General features: G+C 62.3%; 17 protein-coding genes. 3 read left to right on the forward strand and 14 right to left on the reverse strand.

Annotated elements, in window-relative coordinates; all coding sequences use genetic code 11:
• Positions 1-146: 146 nt before the first annotated feature.
• The 7 genes from QM996_RS26665 to QM996_RS26695 all read right to left on the reverse strand — a co-directional run bounded on the left by QM996_RS26665 (position 147) and on the right by QM996_RS26695 (position 8,161).
• Positions 147-671 (reverse strand): DUF992 domain-containing protein, encoded by a 525-nt coding sequence (locus QM996_RS26665; protein WP_334196902.1) that lies wholly within the window; start codon positions 669-671, stop codon positions 147-149.
• Between the two features lie 343 nt (positions 672-1,014).
• Entirely contained in the window at positions 1,015-2,733 is a 1,719-nt protein-coding gene (locus tag QM996_RS26670; RefSeq protein WP_334196903.1) for a dihydroxyacetone kinase family protein, read from the reverse strand.
• Positions 2,734-2,746: 13 nt separating this feature from the next.
• On the reverse strand, positions 2,747-3,682 hold the full coding sequence (locus QM996_RS26675) for a sugar phosphate isomerase/epimerase family protein (protein ID WP_334196904.1): 936 nt from the start codon (positions 3,680-3,682) through the stop codon (positions 2,747-2,749).
• A gap of 46 nt (positions 3,683-3,728) precedes the next feature.
• Positions 3,729-5,267, reverse strand: a complete 1,539-nt coding sequence (locus tag QM996_RS26680) for a tripartite tricarboxylate transporter permease (protein WP_334196905.1) — start codon at positions 5,265-5,267, stop codon at positions 3,729-3,731.
• Positions 5,268-5,396: 129 nt separating this feature from the next.
• Positions 5,397-5,897 carry a tripartite tricarboxylate transporter TctB family protein gene (locus QM996_RS26685; protein WP_334196906.1) on the reverse strand — a complete coding sequence of 167 codons (501 nt, stop codon included), beginning with the start codon at positions 5,895-5,897 and terminating at the stop codon, positions 5,397-5,399.
• Positions 5,898-6,056: 159 nt separating this feature from the next.
• A complete protein-coding gene (locus tag QM996_RS26690; RefSeq protein ID WP_334196907.1) occupies positions 6,057-7,043 on the reverse strand; it encodes a tripartite tricarboxylate transporter substrate binding protein in 987 nt (328 codons plus the stop codon).
• A 74-nt stretch (positions 7,044-7,117) separates the two neighbouring features.
• The gene (locus QM996_RS26695) at positions 7,118-8,161 is read right to left on the reverse strand and encodes a 4-hydroxythreonine-4-phosphate dehydrogenase PdxA (RefSeq protein ID WP_334196908.1); all 1,044 of its coding nucleotides are present in this window, start codon (positions 8,159-8,161) and stop codon (positions 7,118-7,120) included.
• Between the two features lie 203 nt (positions 8,162-8,364).
• Between QM996_RS26695 and QM996_RS26700 the strand changes: the two genes are divergently transcribed.
• Positions 8,365-9,051 carry a GntR family transcriptional regulator gene (locus QM996_RS26700; RefSeq protein ID WP_334196909.1) on the forward strand — a complete coding sequence of 229 codons (687 nt, stop codon included), beginning with the start codon at positions 8,365-8,367 and terminating at the stop codon, positions 9,049-9,051.
• Positions 9,052-9,264: 213 nt separating this feature from the next.
• Here the strand turns inward: QM996_RS26700 and QM996_RS26705 are convergent, their stop codons facing one another.
• From QM996_RS26705 to QM996_RS26715, 3 genes are read right to left on the reverse strand one after another with little or no spacing between them, the layout of a single operon-like run.
• Positions 9,265-9,522 (reverse strand): HVO_A0114 family putative DNA-binding protein, encoded by a 258-nt coding sequence (locus QM996_RS26705; protein WP_334196910.1) that lies wholly within the window; start codon positions 9,520-9,522, stop codon positions 9,265-9,267.
• Between the two features lie 2 nt (positions 9,523-9,524).
• On the reverse strand, positions 9,525-10,016 hold the full coding sequence (locus QM996_RS26710) for a ribonuclease toxin HepT-like protein (protein WP_334196911.1): 492 nt from the start codon (positions 10,014-10,016) through the stop codon (positions 9,525-9,527).
• A 29-nt stretch (positions 10,017-10,045) separates the two neighbouring features.
• Positions 10,046-10,366 carry a nucleotidyltransferase domain-containing protein gene (locus tag QM996_RS26715; protein ID WP_334196912.1) on the reverse strand — a complete coding sequence of 107 codons (321 nt, stop codon included), beginning with the start codon at positions 10,364-10,366 and terminating at the stop codon, positions 10,046-10,048.
• A 457-nt stretch (positions 10,367-10,823) separates the two neighbouring features.
• Here QM996_RS26715 and QM996_RS26720 point away from each other — a divergent pair, with 457 nt between their 5' ends.
• Positions 10,824-14,480 (forward strand): FecR domain-containing protein, encoded by a 3,657-nt coding sequence (locus QM996_RS26720; protein WP_334196913.1) that lies wholly within the window; start codon positions 10,824-10,826, stop codon positions 14,478-14,480.
• A 17-nt stretch (positions 14,481-14,497) separates the two neighbouring features.
• Positions 14,498-16,486 carry a CHASE2 domain-containing protein gene (locus QM996_RS26725; RefSeq protein WP_334196914.1) on the forward strand — a complete coding sequence of 663 codons (1,989 nt, stop codon included), beginning with the start codon at positions 14,498-14,500 and terminating at the stop codon, positions 16,484-16,486.
• 9 nt (positions 16,487-16,495) lie between these two features.
• Here QM996_RS26725 and QM996_RS26730 read toward each other — a convergent pair whose 3' ends face one another.
• The 4 genes from QM996_RS26730 to QM996_RS26745 are packed head-to-tail and all read right to left on the reverse strand — an operon-like array spanning position 16,496 to position 19,824.
• Positions 16,496-17,212 carry an ABC transporter ATP-binding protein gene (locus QM996_RS26730; RefSeq protein WP_334196915.1) on the reverse strand — a complete coding sequence of 239 codons (717 nt, stop codon included), beginning with the start codon at positions 17,210-17,212 and terminating at the stop codon, positions 16,496-16,498.
• Positions 17,193-17,957 (reverse strand): ABC transporter ATP-binding protein, encoded by a 765-nt coding sequence (locus QM996_RS26735; RefSeq protein ID WP_334196916.1) that lies wholly within the window; start codon positions 17,955-17,957, stop codon positions 17,193-17,195. The genes QM996_RS26730 and QM996_RS26735 overlap by 20 nt, the downstream gene beginning before the upstream one ends.
• On the reverse strand, positions 17,957-18,961 hold the full coding sequence (locus QM996_RS26740) for a branched-chain amino acid ABC transporter permease (protein ID WP_334196917.1): 1,005 nt from the start codon (positions 18,959-18,961) through the stop codon (positions 17,957-17,959). Before QM996_RS26740 ends, QM996_RS26735 begins: the two co-directional genes overlap by 1 nt.
• Entirely contained in the window at positions 18,958-19,824 is an 867-nt protein-coding gene (locus QM996_RS26745) for a branched-chain amino acid ABC transporter permease (protein WP_334196918.1), read from the reverse strand. The genes QM996_RS26740 and QM996_RS26745 overlap by 4 nt, the downstream gene beginning before the upstream one ends.
• Positions 19,825-19,996: the final 172 nt, after the last annotated feature.

Consider the following 19,996-nt stretch of genomic DNA (forward strand, 5'->3'; position numbering starts at 1 on the left):
CGAGAACGCCGGTCGGCCTTCCTTAAACGGGAATCGGCGGAGTTCAAATGAAAAGGCACCGCAACTCGATTCAAGTGCGATGCCCTTTCATTTGTCCGGTCATGTCGCACCTGTTGCGGGGGTGCAATCGCCCGACGATACCGACCTTAGTTGACCGCCGTCAGCGTCATCGAGGTGCCGGTGGCCGCAAGGTTGAGGCCGATCTGGCCGGTCACGCTCACCGTCTGCAGATGGATCGAGCCGGAGGTGCCGCCAACGAGGATGTTGGCACCGATGCCGGCGCCGACCGTCGCCTCGGCGGTTGCCCCCTGATAAAGACCACCGAGCGAACCGCGGTGGTAGCCGGCGGTCGGTGCAAACACCGCCCAGATCAGGCGGCTCTGCGTCGTGAAGCCGACATCGACGCCCATCTTGCGGATGGCACCCGAGTAATGGTCGGATGCTTCGGCACCCATCGCCGAGCGGAAGACGCAATCCACTTCCTTGGCAGAACCGAGCACATAGCCGACGCCGCCGGCGATATTGCAGTCGAGATAGCCGATCTTGACGCCGTTGCTGGCATCGGGCTCAGGCTCGGGTTGAACAGTCGCGAGATCGGCTGCGTTAGCGGCCATCGCGCCAGCGAGAACCAGAGACGCTGCAGATACCTTCACGGCAAAACTCTTTTTCATTCTTGTCTCCTTCTCGGAACGTCAGAAATGATTGGCAATGACCGGCGGCACACGAACTCGAGCACATAGCGCACGCTGCAGGAAATCAAAGCCATAGCCTGGCTTCGGGCAATTCCGTGGCAGGCTGTCGTCGGCCGAGAAAATTGATTGGGTTTCCCCAACAATGACCAGAGATTGTGTTGAAAAAGCCACGCCTCACGGCGCACCCGGCCTGGTTCGCATCCGCCAGAGCGGAGGGCGGAGCGTGTCCGGGGATGAAGATTCGACCCAAAAAGGCGGCCACCACGCGCCTGAGATTGCGATCGGACGGCATTGCCGCCGCCCGATCCCGGCATTTAAAGCGTCAGGCCCTTGCGGCTTGCGCCAGGAACCCGTCGGCAACACGCGCCGTCAGCGCCAGCGACACGGCGCCCGCATCCGGATGGCCGATGCTCTTTTCGGCAAGTGGGCGTGCGCGACCAAGCTTCGGCGTCAGGCCGGAGGTTGCCTCGGCCGCTTCGGTCGCGGCCCTGGCAGCAGCCTTCCACGCCTCGGTCAGACGCTTGCCACTGGCAAATTCACGCTCCAGGGTCTCGACAAACGGCACCAGCGCATCGACGAGCGTCTTGTCGCCAACGCGCGCACGGCCGAGACGGGTGACGCCATCGAGCGCACGGCAGGCACCATCGACGATGGCTGAGTCCGAAGGCGCCGTCTCGTCGTCGAAGGCATTGCTCCACGAACGCAACAACAGACCCCAGATCGCGCCCGAGGTGCCGCCGGCGCGATCCGCCCATGCATCACCGGCCACCGCCAGGACGCTTGCCGCTCCGGCGCCGGCCGCGACTGCCGTCTTTGCCGCCTCGTCGGCCGCCGCCGAACCACGGCGCATGCCCTGGCCATGGTCGCCATCGCCGGCGAAGGCGTCGATGCGGCCGAGTTCGTCTTCAGCCTGCTTCAACGCTTCGGCGATTTCACCAATCAGCCGGGCAATGCATTTTCCGCTTTCCCGGGATGCATCCGAGGCGGGTGCAAACGCAATCGCGCCGTCTTCGTCCTTGAGCTCGTCGGTCGCGGCCTCGGCGGCGATGATCGTGCCCTTGCGCAGCACCGGCGCATCGCAAGGAGCGCGCCAGTAGGTCTCAAGCTCGTCGTTCAGCCACATGAGCGTCAGCGAGCAGCCCTGCATGTCCAGGCTGGTGACGAACTCGCCGCATTCGGGATCGACGATTTCGAGGCCGGCCGCCTTCAGTTCCTTCTCGATCGCCGCCCAGAGGAGGAAGAGTTCTTCGTACTTCGTCGCACCGAGACCGTTCAGGAGCGGTGCGACCTTGCGGGCATCGGCCGGCCGCTCGGCCAAAAGCTTGCCGACGAGAAGCTTGGCGAATTCGCTCGCCGAAACCATCTTTTCTTCGCTGATGCCCGGCTCGCCGTGAATGCCAAGGCCAAGCGCCATTTCACCCTTCGGCACGGTGAAGAGCGGCGCCTTGGCGCCCGGAAGCGTGCAGCCGCCAAAGGCGACCCCGAAGGAAACGGTGCGGTCATTGGCAAGGCGGGTGATGCGCTCGACCTCGTCGAGAGCGAGGCCCGCCTCGGCGGCCGCGCCGGCGATCTTGAAGACGACGAGGTCACCGGCGATCCCGCGGCGCTTGGCAGGTGTTTCGGCGGATGCGCTGGCGACGTCGTCCGTCACCGGCACGATGCGCACGTCGATGCCTTCGGCGCGCAGGCGTTCGGCTGCAACGCCGAAGTTCAGCACATCGCCAGCATAGTTGCCGAAGCCGAGCAGGATACCACCGCCCTGATCGGCCCGGCGGCAGACACGGGCCACGGCCGCGGTCGAGGGAGAAGCGAATACGTCGCCCGCAACGGCCGCATCCGCCATGCCCGGACCGACATAGCCCGCAAAAGCGGGATAGTGCCCGGAGCCGCCGCCGACGACGACGGCGACCTTGCCCTTCGGGACCTTGGTCGAGCGAACGACGCCACCCTTCACGAGACGGACGTTGCGCGCATAGATCGAACTGAAGCCGGCAAGCGCGGTCGTGGCGAACTCTTCCGGTGCGTCAAAGATGGTGGTCATCGCGTCTCTTCCCTTAGTCGCGAGGCAGAATGCGCCTCAGATAGTCCCGATTGGCCGCACTGACGGAGAGGCCGTCGCCGCCGTAGTGCTCGCAGAGGAACGGGCTGTTGAAGCCGTGGGCGAGCGCCATGCGGATGGCAGCGCGGTAGTTGATCACACCGAACTCCAGCGGCGCCGGATGGGTGACGACCAGCCCCGATGTCTCGTCCTCGGTGCGGTAGTAGTTCTTGACGTGCCAGTATTTTGTGAATGGAGCGACCTTGGCCATCATCTGCTGCCAGTGCTCGACCGGACGATGCAGGCGCACAAGATTGCCGAGGTCGGCATTGATGCCGACATTGGCCATCCCGACATCGGTGATGAAGTGCACGGCACTGTCGGCCGAGCCGATATAGGTATCCTCGTACATCTCGAGCGCCAGCTCGATGCCGAGTTCCTCGGCATGTCGGCCGAGCTCGCGGATGCGCTGAACGGCCTTCTGCCAGACGGCCGGATCGTCGGGGTTCTTCACACCATCGACCGTCCAGAACCAGAGCGCCTTCCTCTGCGCCTCGGTCAACGGGCCGAAAAAGCCAAAGGATACGGAGTCCGCACCGATTGCCGCCGCGGTTTCGATGACGCGGTGGCCGTAGGCGAGATATTCGTCGCCATGCTCGGGGTCGATCACGCTGCGCCGCGAGGTCGAGATCGCCGGCATGGTAAGGCCGAGGTCGCGGGTGAGTTTGACGAAGCTATCGAGCCGTTCTGGCGAGAGATCGGCTAGGCGGATCCAGCTATCGGTCGGGTCGAGTTCGGTGAAGCCGGCGTCGACCACGTCGGCCAAGGTTTCGGCCCATTGCTCGACCGATTGCTCCTGCACCGAACTGCCGTTGGCGAGCACGTTCGGATACTGGATCATCGCGGCCGCGATCGGCCAGGTTTTACGGGTCCATTTGCGCGCGTCCGGCATGGCTCTCCTCACGGTTAGCTGGACTTTCTGGGATACGGCGGCTCTGTCAAGCCGCCGCGCTGCCGTCACCATGCGATGGCTCGGCATCGGCCTTGCGCTTACGAGCCAGGCCGATCAGTCCGAAGACGAGCGGCGACAGCAAAAGCGCAAGGCCGAGCGCCATCAGAGAGGAGACCAGCGGGTTCGACCAGAAGATGTTCAGGCTGCCACCGGAGAGCAGCATCGACTGGCGGAAGGCGTCTTCCGCCTTGTCGCCGAGCACCATGGCGAGAACCAGCGGCGCCAAGGGATAGTCGAGCTTCTTGAATACGTAGCCGAGCACGCCGAAGCCGATGACGAGGAAGATGTCGGAAACCGAGTTTGCCACCTGATAGGCGCCGGAGAAGATCACCGCGACGATGATCGGTCCGATGATCGCGAAGGGCACACGCAGGATCGAGGCGTAGAACGGCACGGTGGCAATCACCAGGAACACCGCAACGACGTTACCGAGATACATCGAGGCAATCAGGCCCCAGACGAAATCCGGCCGCTCGGTAAAGAGCATCGGACCCGGGGTCAGGCCCCAGATCATCAGGCCGCCCATCATCACCGCAGCCGTCGCCGAACCCGGTACGCCGAGCGCCAGCATCGGCAGGAGCGCCGAGGTACCGGCGGAATGATCGGCAGTTTCCGGGGCCACGACGCCACGCGGATCGCCCTTGCCGAACTTAGACTTGTCGCGGGCCGAACGGCGGGCAACGCCGTAGCTCATGAAGGAGGCGGCCGTCGGGCCGGCGGGCGTGATGCCCATCCAGATGCCGATGATCGTCGAACGCAGGATCGTGAACCAGTAGCGCGGGATCTCGACCAGCGTGCGGACGATCTCGACGAGCTTGACGCGCGCCTTGATACCCTCGAAGCGCAGTCCCTCCTCGGTCGTCAGCAAGAGCTCGCCGATGCCGAAGAGGCCCATGACGGCGATCAGGAAGCTGACGCCCTTGATCAGGGTCGGGATATCGAAGGTGAGCCTGAGATCGCCGGAAATCGTGTCCATGCCGACGGAAGCAAGCGCAAAGCCGAGCATCATCGAGACGAGCGTCTTGAAGGGCGATTGCGCGCCCATGGAGATGAAGCTTGCGAAGGCGAGGAAGTAGACGGCGAAATATTCGGGCGACGAGAAGCGCAACGCGAAGTTTGCGACCCAGCCGGAGAGCAACGTGATCATGACGACGCCGGCGAGTGCGCCGATACCGGCGGATACGAAGGCAAGCGTCAGAGCCCGGCTCGCCTGACCGGCTTTCGCCATCGGATAGCCATCGAAGGTCGTCGCCACCGACGAGGGCTCACCAGGAATGTTGAAGAGGATCGATGTGGTCGATCCGCCGAAGAGTGCGCCCCAATACATGCAGGAGAGCAGGATGATGGCGGAGATCGGGTCCATCGAGAAGGTCAGCGGCAGCAAGAGCGACACGCCGTTCGGCGCGCCGAGGCCCGGCAGCACGCCGACCAGAATGCCGAGCGTGACGCCGACCATCATCAGCAGGATGTGGTTCCAGCTGAGGATGTGGCCGAAGCCATCGATCAGAAGCCCGATATTTTCCATGTCATTCCTCCCGGGGCTTAAAGCGCGATCTTTCAGATTTGCTCTTTGCGCTTTAAGTCTTTGATTTTCTGCATGTCGTTATCGCAAAACCGCTGTGCACTTTTGCGCGACATGCCTTAGGCGTCGTGATCAGTAGATCCCGAACCAGGCCTCGACCGGTCCCTTGAGCAGCGGAACCTTGAAGCCGATCTCGAATACGACGAAGAAGAACAGTGAAACGGCAACGCCTGAAGGCAACGCGATCCACCATTTGTAACGCCCCTGGAAGAGCATCGTGCCGGCGATGTAGAGCGCCGTGCCGAGATAGAGGCCGAGCCAGGCGGAAACGCCGGCAAAGGCAATCAGCGGCAGCAGGAACGACGCGACCACCTTGGCGCGCTGACCCTCGATGAAGATCTCGCCAGTGCCGCGATGCTTGAAGAAAGCGTGGATGATGTTGGCGACGCTTCCGAGAAGGATCAGCAGGCCGACATAGAAGGGAAAATAACCGGCTTCCGGCCCGAATTCGGTCCATCCCGCACCGACATCGAGGGATCCGTAGCAGACCGCCGCGCCAAAGGCGCCGGTCAGCGCAGCAACGCCAAGCTCAACCGCAAAGCGGGAGACCCCATTCGCACCGTTCTCGCTCATGATCGTGACCTTTCAAAGCGGATGACGGGCGCCTCCGCATGATTCCTGAATCGGGATCGATCTAAGGAATTATGCTGCAATTTTAAGTGCTACAGCGTCCATGGCGCGTCAGGCGTAACGCACGGCGCTGTAGAAGCACCCGTCCCGATATCGCGCCTGTTAGTTGGCGAGCCAACCCTCGCGCTTCAGCACTTCGCCGACAGCCGCGCCATCCATCTCGATGGCGGCCTTGAAGTCGTCGCCGGCAATATAGGACGGCGACTGCGAGGTGTCGGCGAGGTACTTCGCCCATTCCGGCGTTTCGGAAACCTTGCGCATCAGGTCCGCATAGAACTTGACCACATCCTGGTCAACGCCGGCCGGCAGCCAGACGGTGCGCGGCATGGAGTAGTTGTCGATGGAGATGCCCGATTCCTTGCAGGTCGGGATATCGCTCCAGGCCTTGTCTCCGGCGACTTTGGCGTCGTTCGTAAGCTTGACGCTCTTGAAGACGCAGAGCGGCTTGACCATGCCGGCTTGCCACTGGCCGAGATTTTCGCTCGGATTGTTGACGTTGGCGTCGAGGTGCTCGCCGGCAAGCTGGACGGCCGCTTCACCGCCGCTCTTGAACGGGATGTAGTTGATCGTAGCACCAGTCGCCTCGTTGATCATCGAGGTCAGGATCTGGTCGACGTCCTTCGACTGGCTGCCGCCGATTTTCAGGCCGCCTTCCTTCGCCTTGGCGGCGAAGTCTGCTGCGGTGTTGTAGGAGGACTTGCCGTTGACCCAGAGAACGAACTCGTCAGAAGCAAGCGCCGCTACCGGCGTCAGGTCTTCCGTCTTGTAGGGAACCTTGGCGCGAACCGGCAGCAGGTAGGCGTTGTTGGTGCCGAATGCCAGCTTGTAGGCGTCGCCCTTGTTGGTGGCGGTATAGACGAAGCCTTCGGCGCCGCCAGCGCTGCCCTTGTTGGTGACGACGACCGGCGCCTTCATCATCTCGTACTTGCCGATGATCGCCTGGATCGTGCGGGCAAAGATGTCGGTACCGCCGCCCGGACCGGCGGTAACGACGAATTCAACCGGGCGATCGGGCTCGAAAGCGGCGGCCGGAGCGGCAACGCCGAAAGCGGCTGCCATGATGCATGCGATGGAAACGGATTTCTTCATGTCTGGTCCTCCCGTTATTTGAGTTGCGGCGCAAGACCTCCTCCTGCGCCGTTATTGCGTGAAAGCGCGCGAAATCAGGCAGCTGCCTTGAGAGCGGCCTTTTTCTTCGCCATGCGCACGGCAAGCAGCAGCGCTTCGCGGCTGGCGCCGACGTCGGCAATCCCCTTGCCGGCGATGTCATAGGCTGTGCCGTGAGCCGGCGTGCAGAGCGCGAAGGGCAGACCGCCCATCATGGTCACGCCCTTGTCGAAGCCCATCAGCTTCATCGCGATCTGGCCCTGGTCGTGATACATGGTGAGGACGGCGTTGTAGCCTTCCTTCAGCGCCCGACCGAAAACGGTATCCGCCGGGAACGGACCCTCGACGTTGAAACCGAGCGACTTCGCCTTCTCGACCGCGGGCTCGATGATGTCGATCTCTTCCATGCCGAAGCTGCCGCCATCGCCGGCATGCGGGTTGAGACCCGCGACGGCAATCCTCGCTTCGTCGTAACCCGCCTCCTTGAGGCAGGCCTGGGTCAGCTCGAGCTCGGCGATGATACCATCGATCGAGAGATTGTCGGCCACGTCCTTGAGCGGGATGTGCGAGGTGACGCGGGCGTTCCAGACCTTTTCGAGGACGTTGAACTCGCGAACCTTGCCGGTGAAGCCGAGAACATCGGCAACGAAGCGGATTTCATCGTCATAGCCCGGATAGGCGAAGCGCATGGCCTTCTTGTTGAAGGGCGTGAAGCAGACGGCATCGGCCTTTCCCGCATGCGCCAGCTCGAGCGCCGTGCGGAAGTTGCGGGTCGCAAAGGTGCCGCCGGCAAGCGTCGCCTCGCCGCGAACGACGTCGGAAGGATCGAGGTGAGCGAGATCGACGAATACGTGACGCGACGTTCCGGCCTTGTCGAGATCTGCGAGCGACGACTGATCGAGGTCGAGCGTCACGCCGGCAGCCTTGGCACCCTCATCGAGGATCCGGCGATCGCCGATGGTGATGATGTGCGCGGCTTCGCGGATGTCCGCAAGCGTCAGCAGCTTTGCGGTCAGTTCCGGGCTGATGCCCGCCGGATCGCCCATGGCGAGCGCAATGACAGGACGCGCGCCGTTACCGGCAGCACCGTTGGTCGTCATGTGAGATGTCCTCCGCTTCATTCTTTCGGCTGCCGTCATACGTTATTCAAAATTCTGCATCAAGTCTTTTGTATTCTGTATGCAGCATTTTCTGTTGACGATAGAAGAACCGGTCTCCATGCTTTAATGAGACAGCACCGATTCAATCGGCGCGAACGGGAACAGACGGCCGGCGCCCAGCCGCCAGACGCAGAAGCAAGACCATGAACGAAATCACATCTCTTGAGAGACGGCCGGATGGCGGCCCAGGCCCGATCCGACGCACGGCACTGCACGACACGCTGGTCAGCCATCTGCGCGACATGATCATCGAGGGCGACCTATCGCCCGGTACCCGCCTGCACGAAGGCCAACTCGGCGAGCAGCTCGGGGTGTCTCGCACGCCGCTGCGCGAAGCCATAAAATATCTTGCGAGCGAGGGCCTGGTAGAGCTCGTTCCGAGCCGCGGTGCCGTCGTCAAGCGCTTCAGCGCCAAGGACGTGCACGACATGCTGACGGTTCTGCAGACGCTGGAGGAGCTTGCCGGCAAGCTCGCCTGCGAGGCTGCAAGCGATGCCGGTATTGCCGAAGTGCGCGCGCTCCATGACGAGATGGTCCGGCGCTACAAGGCCGGCGACCGGCTGCTATATTACAAGCTCAACCAACAGATCCATTCGGCCATCGTCCAGCTTGCCGCAAACGCCGCTTTGGCGGACATGCATGGCATTCTGCAGACGCGGCTGAAGCGCATCCGCTTCATCGGCCACGAGGGACCGGAGAAATGGGCAGCGGCCGTTGCCGAGCACGAGGAAATGATCGTCGCACTCGAAGCTCGCGACAAGGCAAAGCTCTCCGAGGTCCTCGGCCGCCACCTCATGAACGCCTGGGAGCGCGTGCGCGACGCGGTGTAAGCATCGCAGCAGGCCCGGCGCAAGCGAGCCCTCTCTGCGCGGGGCCCGTCCAGTACGCGCCTTCCATCAAAACTTCGATTAGGCGTTGGCCGTCGCGTTTAGCCACGCGAAGGTTCCATTTTTGGCGAGTTCGCAGTGCTAAGTGGGCAGTCGCCGAGGAAAATGCGGAAATTAGGTAGCAAGTGCCACTGAGATACCGCGTCGGCCGCGCGGTCAGACATGGAGTTCGTCAAGACTGATCCGTAGCTCCGTCACCGCCAATTCTGGGCGCTTGGGTCTGGAGCCGACCAGACAGATTATGCCCACTTCTTCTAGCATACCCAAGCTTCTGGACACATTTGGTTGCGGACGATCAGCCAGACGCGATAGGCTGGCAACGCTCTCCGGTTTGTGGCGATGAATAAGTGCAAGAAGCCGACAATTCTCCGGCGTCAAAGCGCGAAGCACTTGTTCCGGTCTAGGCTTTTCCACGACTACGATCCACCGGACGTACCGCCGCCTGAGCCGTCGCCACCGCCGTTGTCATCGGGGGCTTCTTCAAGGAGCGCTTGTTCAAGAGAACTCACAGCTTCGATGAAAGCTGGAAGAGCCACAGTCACCCTATCAAGGTTTTCGCGCACCCTTTCCGGCTTTAGATCGAAACCATACCGATGGCGAACAAGATGCCGAAAGCTCTTCAACTCGCTTAGCGACTCATAGGGTTCACTATCCAGGACGGCGGGCCGTATCCCAGCGATTTCGGTAACCATCTGGTCGAGGAGGTCTTGATGCATTGTTGCACCCCCAGGCACCGCATCGTCGACATCCCTCGCCAGGCTCAACAGGATGTCCTCGATGCCATTGTAGATGTTGTGAACTCCGAGGGATATTGCAGAGGCGCCCCCCCAGTCACCCGCAAGAAATTCGTCATAATGGCTGTTAGAGTACTTCTTAAGGTCTGATAGCTCCGCTCTTGCCCTCTCCATCTTTGGACGGCCGTGCAAAGGCTGGATGCCTAAACAAGGTCGTGCAACATCTCCTTTAGCCGCTCTTCAGTGAGGTCGGCCTCAAAAATAAGATCATAGGGAAGGCCAGTCCCGCGCAAGTGCTCGGCTACCAGACGTTCAACCATGGCGCGGCGGTGCGGAGCGGCGCTTCCATGAACAAGAAGATCTATATCCGAGTGCGCCTTGAAGGAATTCTTTGCAAGAGACCCTACGATAGATACGTCGACACCGAGCCGTTGCGCGTCTTTGACGATACGACTGGCGCTTTCTATCGCAGACAGAAGCCGGCCTGTCGCTCTCTGTTTGGTCAGCGCGTCCAATTTATTCATCGCCTGTCATCCCTCGACTTGCAAGACTGAAGCCCGTATCGGTGCCAACTACCATGTATATATATCACCAAAAGATATACTCCACACGGGCAATCGAGGTTAAGCGTCCGGAAACGTTTGGATCGCCGCCCAGCCCTTTTCGAAATTACCAGTGAGCCAAACCAGGATAGAAATGGTGATTGCGGTTTCGAGTACAGCATTCTGCCTCGCGAGGGCGGTGCCTTCCTTCCGGATCGTGTATCACAGAGCATGGAACCTTGTAGCATTTGCTACATATGCCGCGAAAATGCGCACCCTGCTGGCTTGCACCTCTCCCGAACGTTACGCGCGGCATAACACAACCTGTTTCCGGAATAAGACACATAGCTTGGAAAACAACTTCGAATATTCGAACGCTATTGACTTTGACTCACTCGAAATTCACTGAATCCACAGTGGGGTGGAGACGGGAAATAAGATGGGGCGGCAAAGACTTCGGGTACTGCTTGCGACAGCAGCGATACTCTGTCCAAGCATAGTATTCGCGGAACCGGTCAAGCGAACGCCGCCCGTCGCTGGATCGGTAATCGCCCGCAAATCCGGCGAGGAAGTTCGTTTCGTCGACGTCTCGAACTGGCGCTTCGTCGACCTCGCCCAGGACCTGCTGTCTGGCGACGTGCTGCGCACCAATGCAACCGGGGCGCTCGCAGTTCTCTTCTCCGACCACACGCAAATCCGGCTCGGCCGCAATACGGCGCTGCGCGTCAAGCGCATGGGAGCGGGCGGCGACACGAGCCTCGAACTGCAGTCGGGCACGATCTGGGCGCGCGCGGAACGCGGCGGCCAGGGTCTCGAAATCGACACGCCTGCGGCAACGGCGGCCATTCGCGGCACCGACTGGACGTTGACCGTCGCTGGCGACACGACCTCACTGACCGTTCTCGAAGGTGTCGTGGAACTTAAGAACGCCTATGGTAGCGTGACGGTAAAGCAGGGCGAAGGTGCCGTGGCCGCGATAGGCAAAGCGCCGACCAAAATCGTGATCGTCACGCCGAAGGACCGCGAGCAGATGCTGTTCCATCTGTCGCTCCGTGACGCGTTCGCCTTGATGCCGCCGACGCCGCTCAAGGTACGTGACATGCGCCGCGAGCGCGAGCGGATCGAAGCGCAGCCAGAATCCTCTCGCTCGGCCGAAGACTGGCTGACGATCGCCGAAATCTACCTGCGGTTCGACGGACGGACGAAGGCGTCAGCGGCACTGGAACAGGCCCGGCGGCTCGGCCTCAATCGATCGCAAAACGCACGCGCAGACCTCATCGAAGCGCTCATTGCCGGTTCCGAGAACCGATATAGCGATGCGGCGCGGCTCTTTGAAAAGGCGGCCCCTGGGCTCGATGCCAAGCGCCGCTCAGTCGCCGCTTACGGCGGCTATTTTGCCCGTGCCCTGGCAGATCCGGATCGTATCGAGGAGCCGCCGTCTCAGGCAGCGGGGGCCTATGGGGCTTTTGCCGCCGCCTGGACCGCGGGGTTCCGCACCGACATTCGCGCGGCGATTGAAACGATCAAGAAAGCGGAACGGCAATATCCGGATGACCCGTTCCTTCCGGCGGCGCGCGCGCAATTTGCAATGTTGCTCGACGATCGCGACGAAATCCGCGACGGCATCGAAAGGGCTCTTGCGAACGATCCCGACGATCCAACCGCGCTTGAGTCTCGCGCCAAGTATCGTTTGCTCATTGAAAATGATCGACGCGGTGCGCTGGCGGATCTTGAGCGCGCGGTCGAAATCACGCCGGGCGACCCATCCATCTGGAACTGGATAGGCCTGGCCAAGAGCGATCGGGGCGACAATCGCGGCGCCGAAAGAGCGTTCAAGAAGGCAATCGAACTTGATCCGGCAGACCCGCTCTACCACGCCAATCTCTCGATCCTCTACCTCGATGAAAACCGGATGGAGGAGGCGAAGGCTGAGATCGACGCCGCGCTCGCCGCCGACCCGTCCTTCGACATCACCCTGGTCGCCCGCGGGCGCTACCACATGCAGACCGGCGAACTGGACAAGGCCCTGAACGACCTGCTCGCCGGCTCGACCGCCAATCCCGCCTATTCCAATGCCCAATTGCTGCTGGCAGGCGCCTACTACGAAAAAGGCGACCGCATCCCCGCCGCGCAAGCGCTCGACAATGCCGATCGCCTCGATCAGAACGATCCGGTCATCATGCAGATGCGAACCGCCATTGCGATCGACGAGTACGATTCCGATGCGGCAATCCGCTATGCGCAGGAACTGATGCGGCGAACCCGGGCGCGCGGCGGCGAAAGTGCGCCGCTTGGCGCCAATCAGGACGCCGGCTCGACGCTCAACGATGCCTTCCGCCTTCAGGGACTGAATGCCTGGGGCCAATATTACGGTGATGTTGTCTTCGATCCATTCACGGGATCGAGCTATGTCGACCAGGCGGTGCGCGGCAGCGTCAATCCGCTGTTCAATGACTACGATTTCGACGGCAGCCCGGTCGTCAACACCGCCAACCCGCAAAGCTTCTCCGCCTTCTTTCAAGGCTTGCTGATCGAACCTCATATGCTGGCGAGCCGCGAGCGCACGGCGAACATCGTCCAGCGACCGTTCTTCGAGGCAGCGCTCGGCGGCGGCATCATCGCCGACGACGATCACACGGGCTGGATCGGCGAAGCGGAGGTGCGCGGGCTCACCTTCTCTCCCTTCCCGATCAGCGTCTTTGGCAACCTCCATTGGGAGGAGCCACGCGATACGGTGGACCTTGGTCAGGGCCTGGCGATCGAGCGCGAGACACGCCTGCTCGGCGGCAACGGCTACCTGACGGCCTCTCCCACGCCGGACGACAGGGTTGTGGCCTACGCCAACTATGCCGATTTTGACGATGTCCGAAGCATTTTTGACATTCCGGATCCGCGCGCGGCACCTTTTGATCTCGACGGGATCAATGACGACAGCTCGTCACGGCTGCTATCGGGCGTGGCCTGGAGCCATACGTTCGGCTACCGCAACATAGCCAACGCCGCTTTCTTCTTCTCAGACCGAAACATCGTCGAAAACGAACGAGTTCGGTTCTCGGACGTGACTTTTCCCGACCTTGCCACCAGTCGAAGCGAGGACGAACAACGGACCTATGTCGCTGCCATCAATCACCTCTATGGTGATGGTGACTTCACCTGGCGGTACGGGATCGAAGGCGGTGTGGTCAGATCGTCGAGCACGCTCGATATCTTCGATCCGCTCGGGATGAGTAGCGGCAACATCAACAATCCCCTGATCGCATCCGCCTCGACATCCGCGACGCAGACGGTCGGCAAAGCCTATCTCGACACGATCTATGAAATCACGCCGGACTTAAAGGCGGAAGGCGCGCTGTTTGCCCGCTACATCGAGGATGTCAACGACGGCGATATCCGCCTGGAGCCAAAACTCGGCATCGCCTGGGCTCCAGCAGGAGGCCATTGGTTGAGAGCCGCCGCCATGCGCGATGGCTTGAATTTCGATGTCGCTACCCTTGCCCCGATCGGCGTCGTCGCCCTGCAGCCAAACCAGCTTCGCTTCGGCGCGGAAGGCTACGCCGACACACTGGCATTCCGCTGGGACGCGGAATGGAACAACTGGCTGTTCACGGCGCTCGATTACCAGCACCAGGAAGTACGCGAGCTCTCACTCAATGTCCCGCTCTCCACAATCGACCTGGACTACGCCAAGGTGGAGCTCGATCGGGTGGCTGCGACGGCAAACTTTGCGATCGGCCACGGCTTCGGCCTTTCCTTGACGGCGGCCCATACGGAGGCCGACGTCAAGGAGCACACCGCCAACCAATTGGACGAACTTCTGTTCGTTCCGGAAAACACCGGCCAGGTGGCGCTGACCTGGGTCAACACCGCCAACGTCAAGGCGACAATCGCTGCAAACTACATCGGCTCGCGGCCGGCAGGCGGCACGACGCTCGACGACTTCTGGACGCTCGACGCATCGCTGCAATGGGAACCGTTCGACAAGCAAATCGAAGTCGACCTCGCGGCATTCAATCTGCTTGACGAAGACTTTGAGCTCAGAAGCGGCATTCCCGGCTGGGGGCCGACGTTCAAGGGCACGGTCAAGGTGCGGTTCTGATCAAGGAGCACGTCGCCGTGCAGGCATCAGGCGGCCGATACGGACAGTTGGATGCTCGTGGCTTCGCACTGCGGCGGCTGAAGCTTCTGGGGCTTGCCGCCTTCGTCAGCATCGCGCTTTCGCTTGCGACCCTGACCAATGCCTGGCTGCTCAATGAATTGCGCAGCTTCGACTATTTGTCGACCGTCGGCACGCCGCCGCTGCCCGACAACAGCCCCATCGTCGTTGCCATCGACGAGCCATCGATGGCCGAGATCGGCCGGCAGTGGCCATGGCCACGTGCCCTCCACGCCCGTCTCATCGAAGCGCTGCGCAAGGCTGGTGCCCGCGCGATCGGAATGGACGTCATTTTTGCTGAGCCGTCTGCCGATCCGGCGCATGATGACGAGCTGGAAAATGCGCTTGGTACCGACGTCGTCCTCGCCGGCGACCAGACGCTGGTGGAAGCACCGCAGGCCGATCAGTTCGTGCGCACAGAGCCGCTCGCCCGCTTCACAGCCAAGGGTGCCAGAACCGGCATTGCCTCGGTCAATCTTGGTGGCGACGGCACGCTACGATCGATCCCCGATTATCCGGATGGTTTTGCCGCCGCTCTCGCCGGGATCGCCGGCACGCGGACGCAACCTCCCCCGACGGATGCGCTCATCCAGGTCTTCGGACCGGCGCGAACCTATCCGACCGTTTCCTATTACCAGGCGCTCGATCCCGACAATTTCCTGCCCGAGGGCACCTTTCGCGATCGCGTCGTGCTCGTCGGCCTCAGCTTGCAGAACGCACCTTCGATTGCCGATGGTGGCGCGGATGCTTTCGCCACATCCGATACCGTCCATTCGAACAAACTCGTTTCCGGCGTCGAGATGCAGGCGACGATTTACGACAACCTTGCGCACGACCTCTTCATCCAGCGGGGTCCACGACCCGTTGTAATCGCTGCGATCGCATTTGCGGCAATCCTGGCCGCTTTCGCCGTGCTCAGAACAACGGGGTGGCGCACGCTGGGTTACGCCATTGTCGCGCTGAGTCTCATTGTTCTCGCAAGCTACGTAGCGATGCGCCTCGGCCATGTCTTCCTCTCGCCGCTCGGCCCGGGGCTCGCCTTCCTTGCGGTGGCCGCCGGCCAGGCTGGGCTGGACTATGCCGACGAACGTCGACGGCGCCGAGAAATCACCCGGGCGTTTCAGCAGTACCTATCCCCTGCCCTTGTCGAACGACTGGCGAAGGACCCGTCGCATCTGAAGCTCGGCGGCGAGCGACGCACACTTTCGATTCTCTTCTGCGACATCCGCGGTTTCACCACCATTGCCGAAGAAATGAAGGACGATCCGGAACGATTGACGACGCTTGTCAACCGATTGCTGACGCCGCTGTCGGATGCGGTGCTGAAGCAGGGCGGTACCATCGATAAATATATCGGCGACTGTCTCATGGCCTTCTGGAATGCGCCGCTCGACGACCCCGACCATGCGGTTCATGCGGTGCGTGCAGCGCTCGACATGCTTGCGGCGCTCGCACGGGTCAACGAGGAACTGGAGGCCGAGGCGAAGCGGGAGCGCGGACCCGCACAGACTCTCCGGATCGGCATCGGCATCAACACCGGCGAATGCGTCGTCGGCAACATGGGCTCGCATCAGCGCTTCGACTATTCCGCCCTCGGCGACGCGGTCAATCTCGCCTCACGTCTCGAAGGAGCGTCCAAGGACTACGGCATCTCTCTGCTCCTCGGCGAGGAGACCGCGCGTCTCGTGGAAAAGGCCTTCCCGATCGCGGAGCTCGACCGCATCACCGTCAAGGGACGTAGCACCGTATCGCCTGTCTTCACCGTCGCCGTCGGCGCCAAGAAGGAAGCGCTCGAGCGCCACCGGTCTTTCGTGCAGGCCAAATATGACGGTGTGCTTCAGGCGCATGACGTGGTCTTCGACCAATTGCAAAAAGCCCTGCCGCCACTTGCGCGCTACTACGAGCGTGAGCGCAGCCGTCTCGATCCGCCCCGGCACGAACCGGGTTGACCCCCAGGCTCAATGCAAGCCGCCGACTCCCAGCAGCCGCTCGACCGCGCCATGGTCCTTGGTGAGCGCGTCAGGTGTTCCTGTCCAGGCGATGCGGCCGCGCTCGAGCACGATCACGTGATCGGCAAAGTCGACTGCACTCTGGATGCGTTGTTCGACCAGCAGGATGGTCATGTCGCCGGTCTTTGCCAGTTCGGCGAAGGCCTTCATCAGTTCCTCGCAGATAACCGGCGCCAGGCCCTCCAGCGGTTCGTCGAGAAGCAGGATCGAAGGTCGCCCGAGGATCGAGCGCGCCGTCGACAGCATCTGCTGCTCGCCGCCGGATAGCTGACTGCCGAGGTTGCGTCGCCGTTCATGGAGACGCGGGAACATGTCGTAGGCTTCCTGGATTGCGCTCTTGGGACGGTTCTTGAGCCCGACGAAAAGGTTCTCCTCGACGGTCAGTGTCGGAAAGACGCAACGCGCCTGCGGCACGAAACCAAGCCCCTGCATGGCCCGCGCGGCACTCGGCAGCGCCGTCACGTCCGTGCCACCCATGCGGATGCGCCCGTCATACCGCCGCGTCTGGCCGGCAAGAGTGGCAAGCAGTGTCGTCTTGCCCATGCCGTTGCGGCCAAGAACGGCGAGGCGGGCGCCTGCCGGAACGGCGAAAGACACACCTTCGAGCACGCGCGTCGGGCCATAACCCGCAGACAGGTTTTCGACCTCAAGCGGCGTGGCTGGCATTGGCATAGCTCCCCAGGTAGGCTTCCCGTACACGCGGATCCTTCGTCACCTCCGACGGCGACCCGTCGAAGATGATCGCTCCTGCGGCCAGCACGACGACACGCCTGGCGAAGCGGAAGACGAGGTCCATGTCGTGCTCGATCATCAGCACGGCGAGATCATCGGGCAGATCGGCCAGCGCCTGCTCGATGCGGCCGGTATCACTCTGCGGCACGCCGGCGGCGGGCTCATCAAGCAGCAACACCCTCGGTTTCAGCGCCAGTGCGACGGCAATCTCCAACAGGCGCTGCTGGCCATAGGCGATCTCGCTCACCTTGCGGTGCATCAACTCCTTGAGGCCGAGCTTGGCGAGAAGCTCCTGGACCTCGGTCATGACATCGGACATGCCCAGAAAATTGCCGAAGAGGCGGCCAGCGCGACCGCTTCGTTGCAGCACGGCCAGTGCAACATGCTCGGCGGGCGTCATGTCGGCAAAGAGGCGGGTCACCTGGAACGAGCGAACGAGCCCCCGCCGCACGCGGCCGATCGCATCGACGCCGGTCACGGCTTCGCCACCGATACGCACCTCGCCGGAGTCAGGCCGGAGGTTGCCGGTGACCAGGTTGACGAAGGTGGTCTTGCCGGCGCCGTTCGGGCCGATCAGCGCCACCCGGTCTCCCGGCGCCATGCTGAGGCTGACATCGTTGGTGACCGCAAGCCCGCCAAAGGCGCGCTTCAAGTTGCGGACTTCAAAGATCGGCTGCATCACTTCGCCTCCCGGCGGCGGATAACGAAACTGGCGACAGTACCGTAGATGCCCCTCGGCGCGAACAGCACGACGGCGATCAACAGCGCCCCGACCATCGTCAGCCAATGAAAGGGGTTTGCCGCCGACACGACGTCCTCGAAGAACATGAAGACGACCGTCCCCGTCAGCGCGCCGAAAAGAGAGCCCGTACCGCCGAGTACCAGCATGACAAGGCTTTCGGCCGACATCGTGAAGGAAAGGCTGTCGAGACCGACGACCTGGGTCGTGATCGCGTTCAGCGCGCCGCCGACGCCGGCAACGGCGCCGGATATGACATACATCTTCATCAGCGCGATCTTCGGCGAGGCCCCCATGGAGCGGATGCGGATCGGATCTTCCTTGATGCCCCGGCACAGCATACCGAAAGGCGAGCGCACGATCAGCCGCAACAAAACGAAGACGATCGCGAGCAACGCAACGCCGAACACGTAAGCCGTGCGTCCCCATAGGTCGAACTCGTAGAGACCGAGGAGCGCCGTCGGGGCGATCCCGGAAAGGCCGTCGCTGCCACCGGTCCAGGACGATGCCTTGTTGGCGAACTCATGAAAGAGATGGATGAGCGCGATCGACAGCACCAGTTGTGGCAGACCGTGGGCGCGCAGGATGACGACACCGCAGACGAGCCCGGCCACCGCGCCAGCCACAATACCGAACGCCAGCATGGCGAGCGGATCGTTGATGCCGTAATGCGCCGAGGCGATGCCGGCGGCATAGGCGCCGGCGCCGAACAGGGCGGCGTGACCGAGCGTCGCAACACCGCAATAGCCGGTGACGAGATCGAGCGACAGCACCAGAAGAGCTACCCCAATGATCCGGGTCAGAAGCGCCAGATTGTTGGGAAAGAGGAAATAGCCGATCACCGCGACCAGCAGGATGATGCCCAGGCCAATGAGGTCTCCACCGCTGAAGCGCCGGCGCTCGGGCGATGCCGCAATCATGTCGTTCGTCGTCGTCATGCTCATCCCTTGGCCCTCCCGGCAAGCCCGCGCGGAAAGACGCAGATGATCGCGATCACCGCCAGGTAGAAGAAGAACTCGCCGAATTCCGGCATGAGGTAGCGGCCGGTCGTATCAATCGCGCCGAGCAGCAGGCAGGCGATCAGAGCGCCGGGGATCGAGCCGGCACCGCCGACAGAGACGACGACGAGGAAGGTCACCATGTAGCGTAGCGCATAATAGGGTTCGACCGGAAGCAACTCGGCGCCGACGACGCCACCGAAAGCGGCGAGCCCAACGGCAACCGCAAAGCTCACGGCATAGACGATCTCCGTGCGCACCCCGAGGGCAGCGGCCATCGCCGCATTGTCGACCGAGGCGCGCAGCTTCACGCCAAAGGCAGTCTTTTCGATCGCGTACCAGAGACCGGCGGCGACCGCGAGGCCGCAAAGGATCGCGAAAATGCGGTGCGTGGCGATCGCCCGGAAGCCAAGGTCGACCGATCCCTGCAATTCGCTTGGCAGCGGCACGGTCTTCAGCGTCGGCCCGAAAACGTAGTTGGCGGTACCGATGATGCAGAAGGTGATGCCGATGGTCATCAGCACCTGGGTCAATTCCGGCGCGCCGTAAATCCGCCGGTAGAGCAGCCTTTCGATCGGAACTGCGATAGCGATGGTGCCAAAGATCGCAAGGAGGATGGCGAAGCCATAGGCAAGACCGAGATCGCGCGCCGCATAGGAGGCGATGTAGCCGCCGATCATGGCGAAGGCGCCATGCGCCAGGTTGACCACGCGCATGAGGCCCATGGTAACCGAAAGGCCGATGGAGATGACGAAGAGCACCATGCCATAGGCAAGGGCATCGATCGCAATGCTGAGGACGGTTTGCATGGGGCTATCCGTTGCCCTTTCTTCCAGGTTTTGCCGTGCCGGATTCGGGACGCATCATATGCGCGCAGCGCCATTCCTGCGCCAGCGCCTGTGGCGTCGCGGTGCACGCGGCTCCGCTCACCGGCGCAGCCGATCGGCGCATCATCGGTGTCGGCGGGCGCTGGGCGCCCGC

The organism is Sinorhizobium chiapasense, assembly GCF_045277575.1.
GTDB lineage: Bacteria > Pseudomonadota > Alphaproteobacteria > Rhizobiales > Rhizobiaceae > Ensifer > Ensifer chiapasense_A.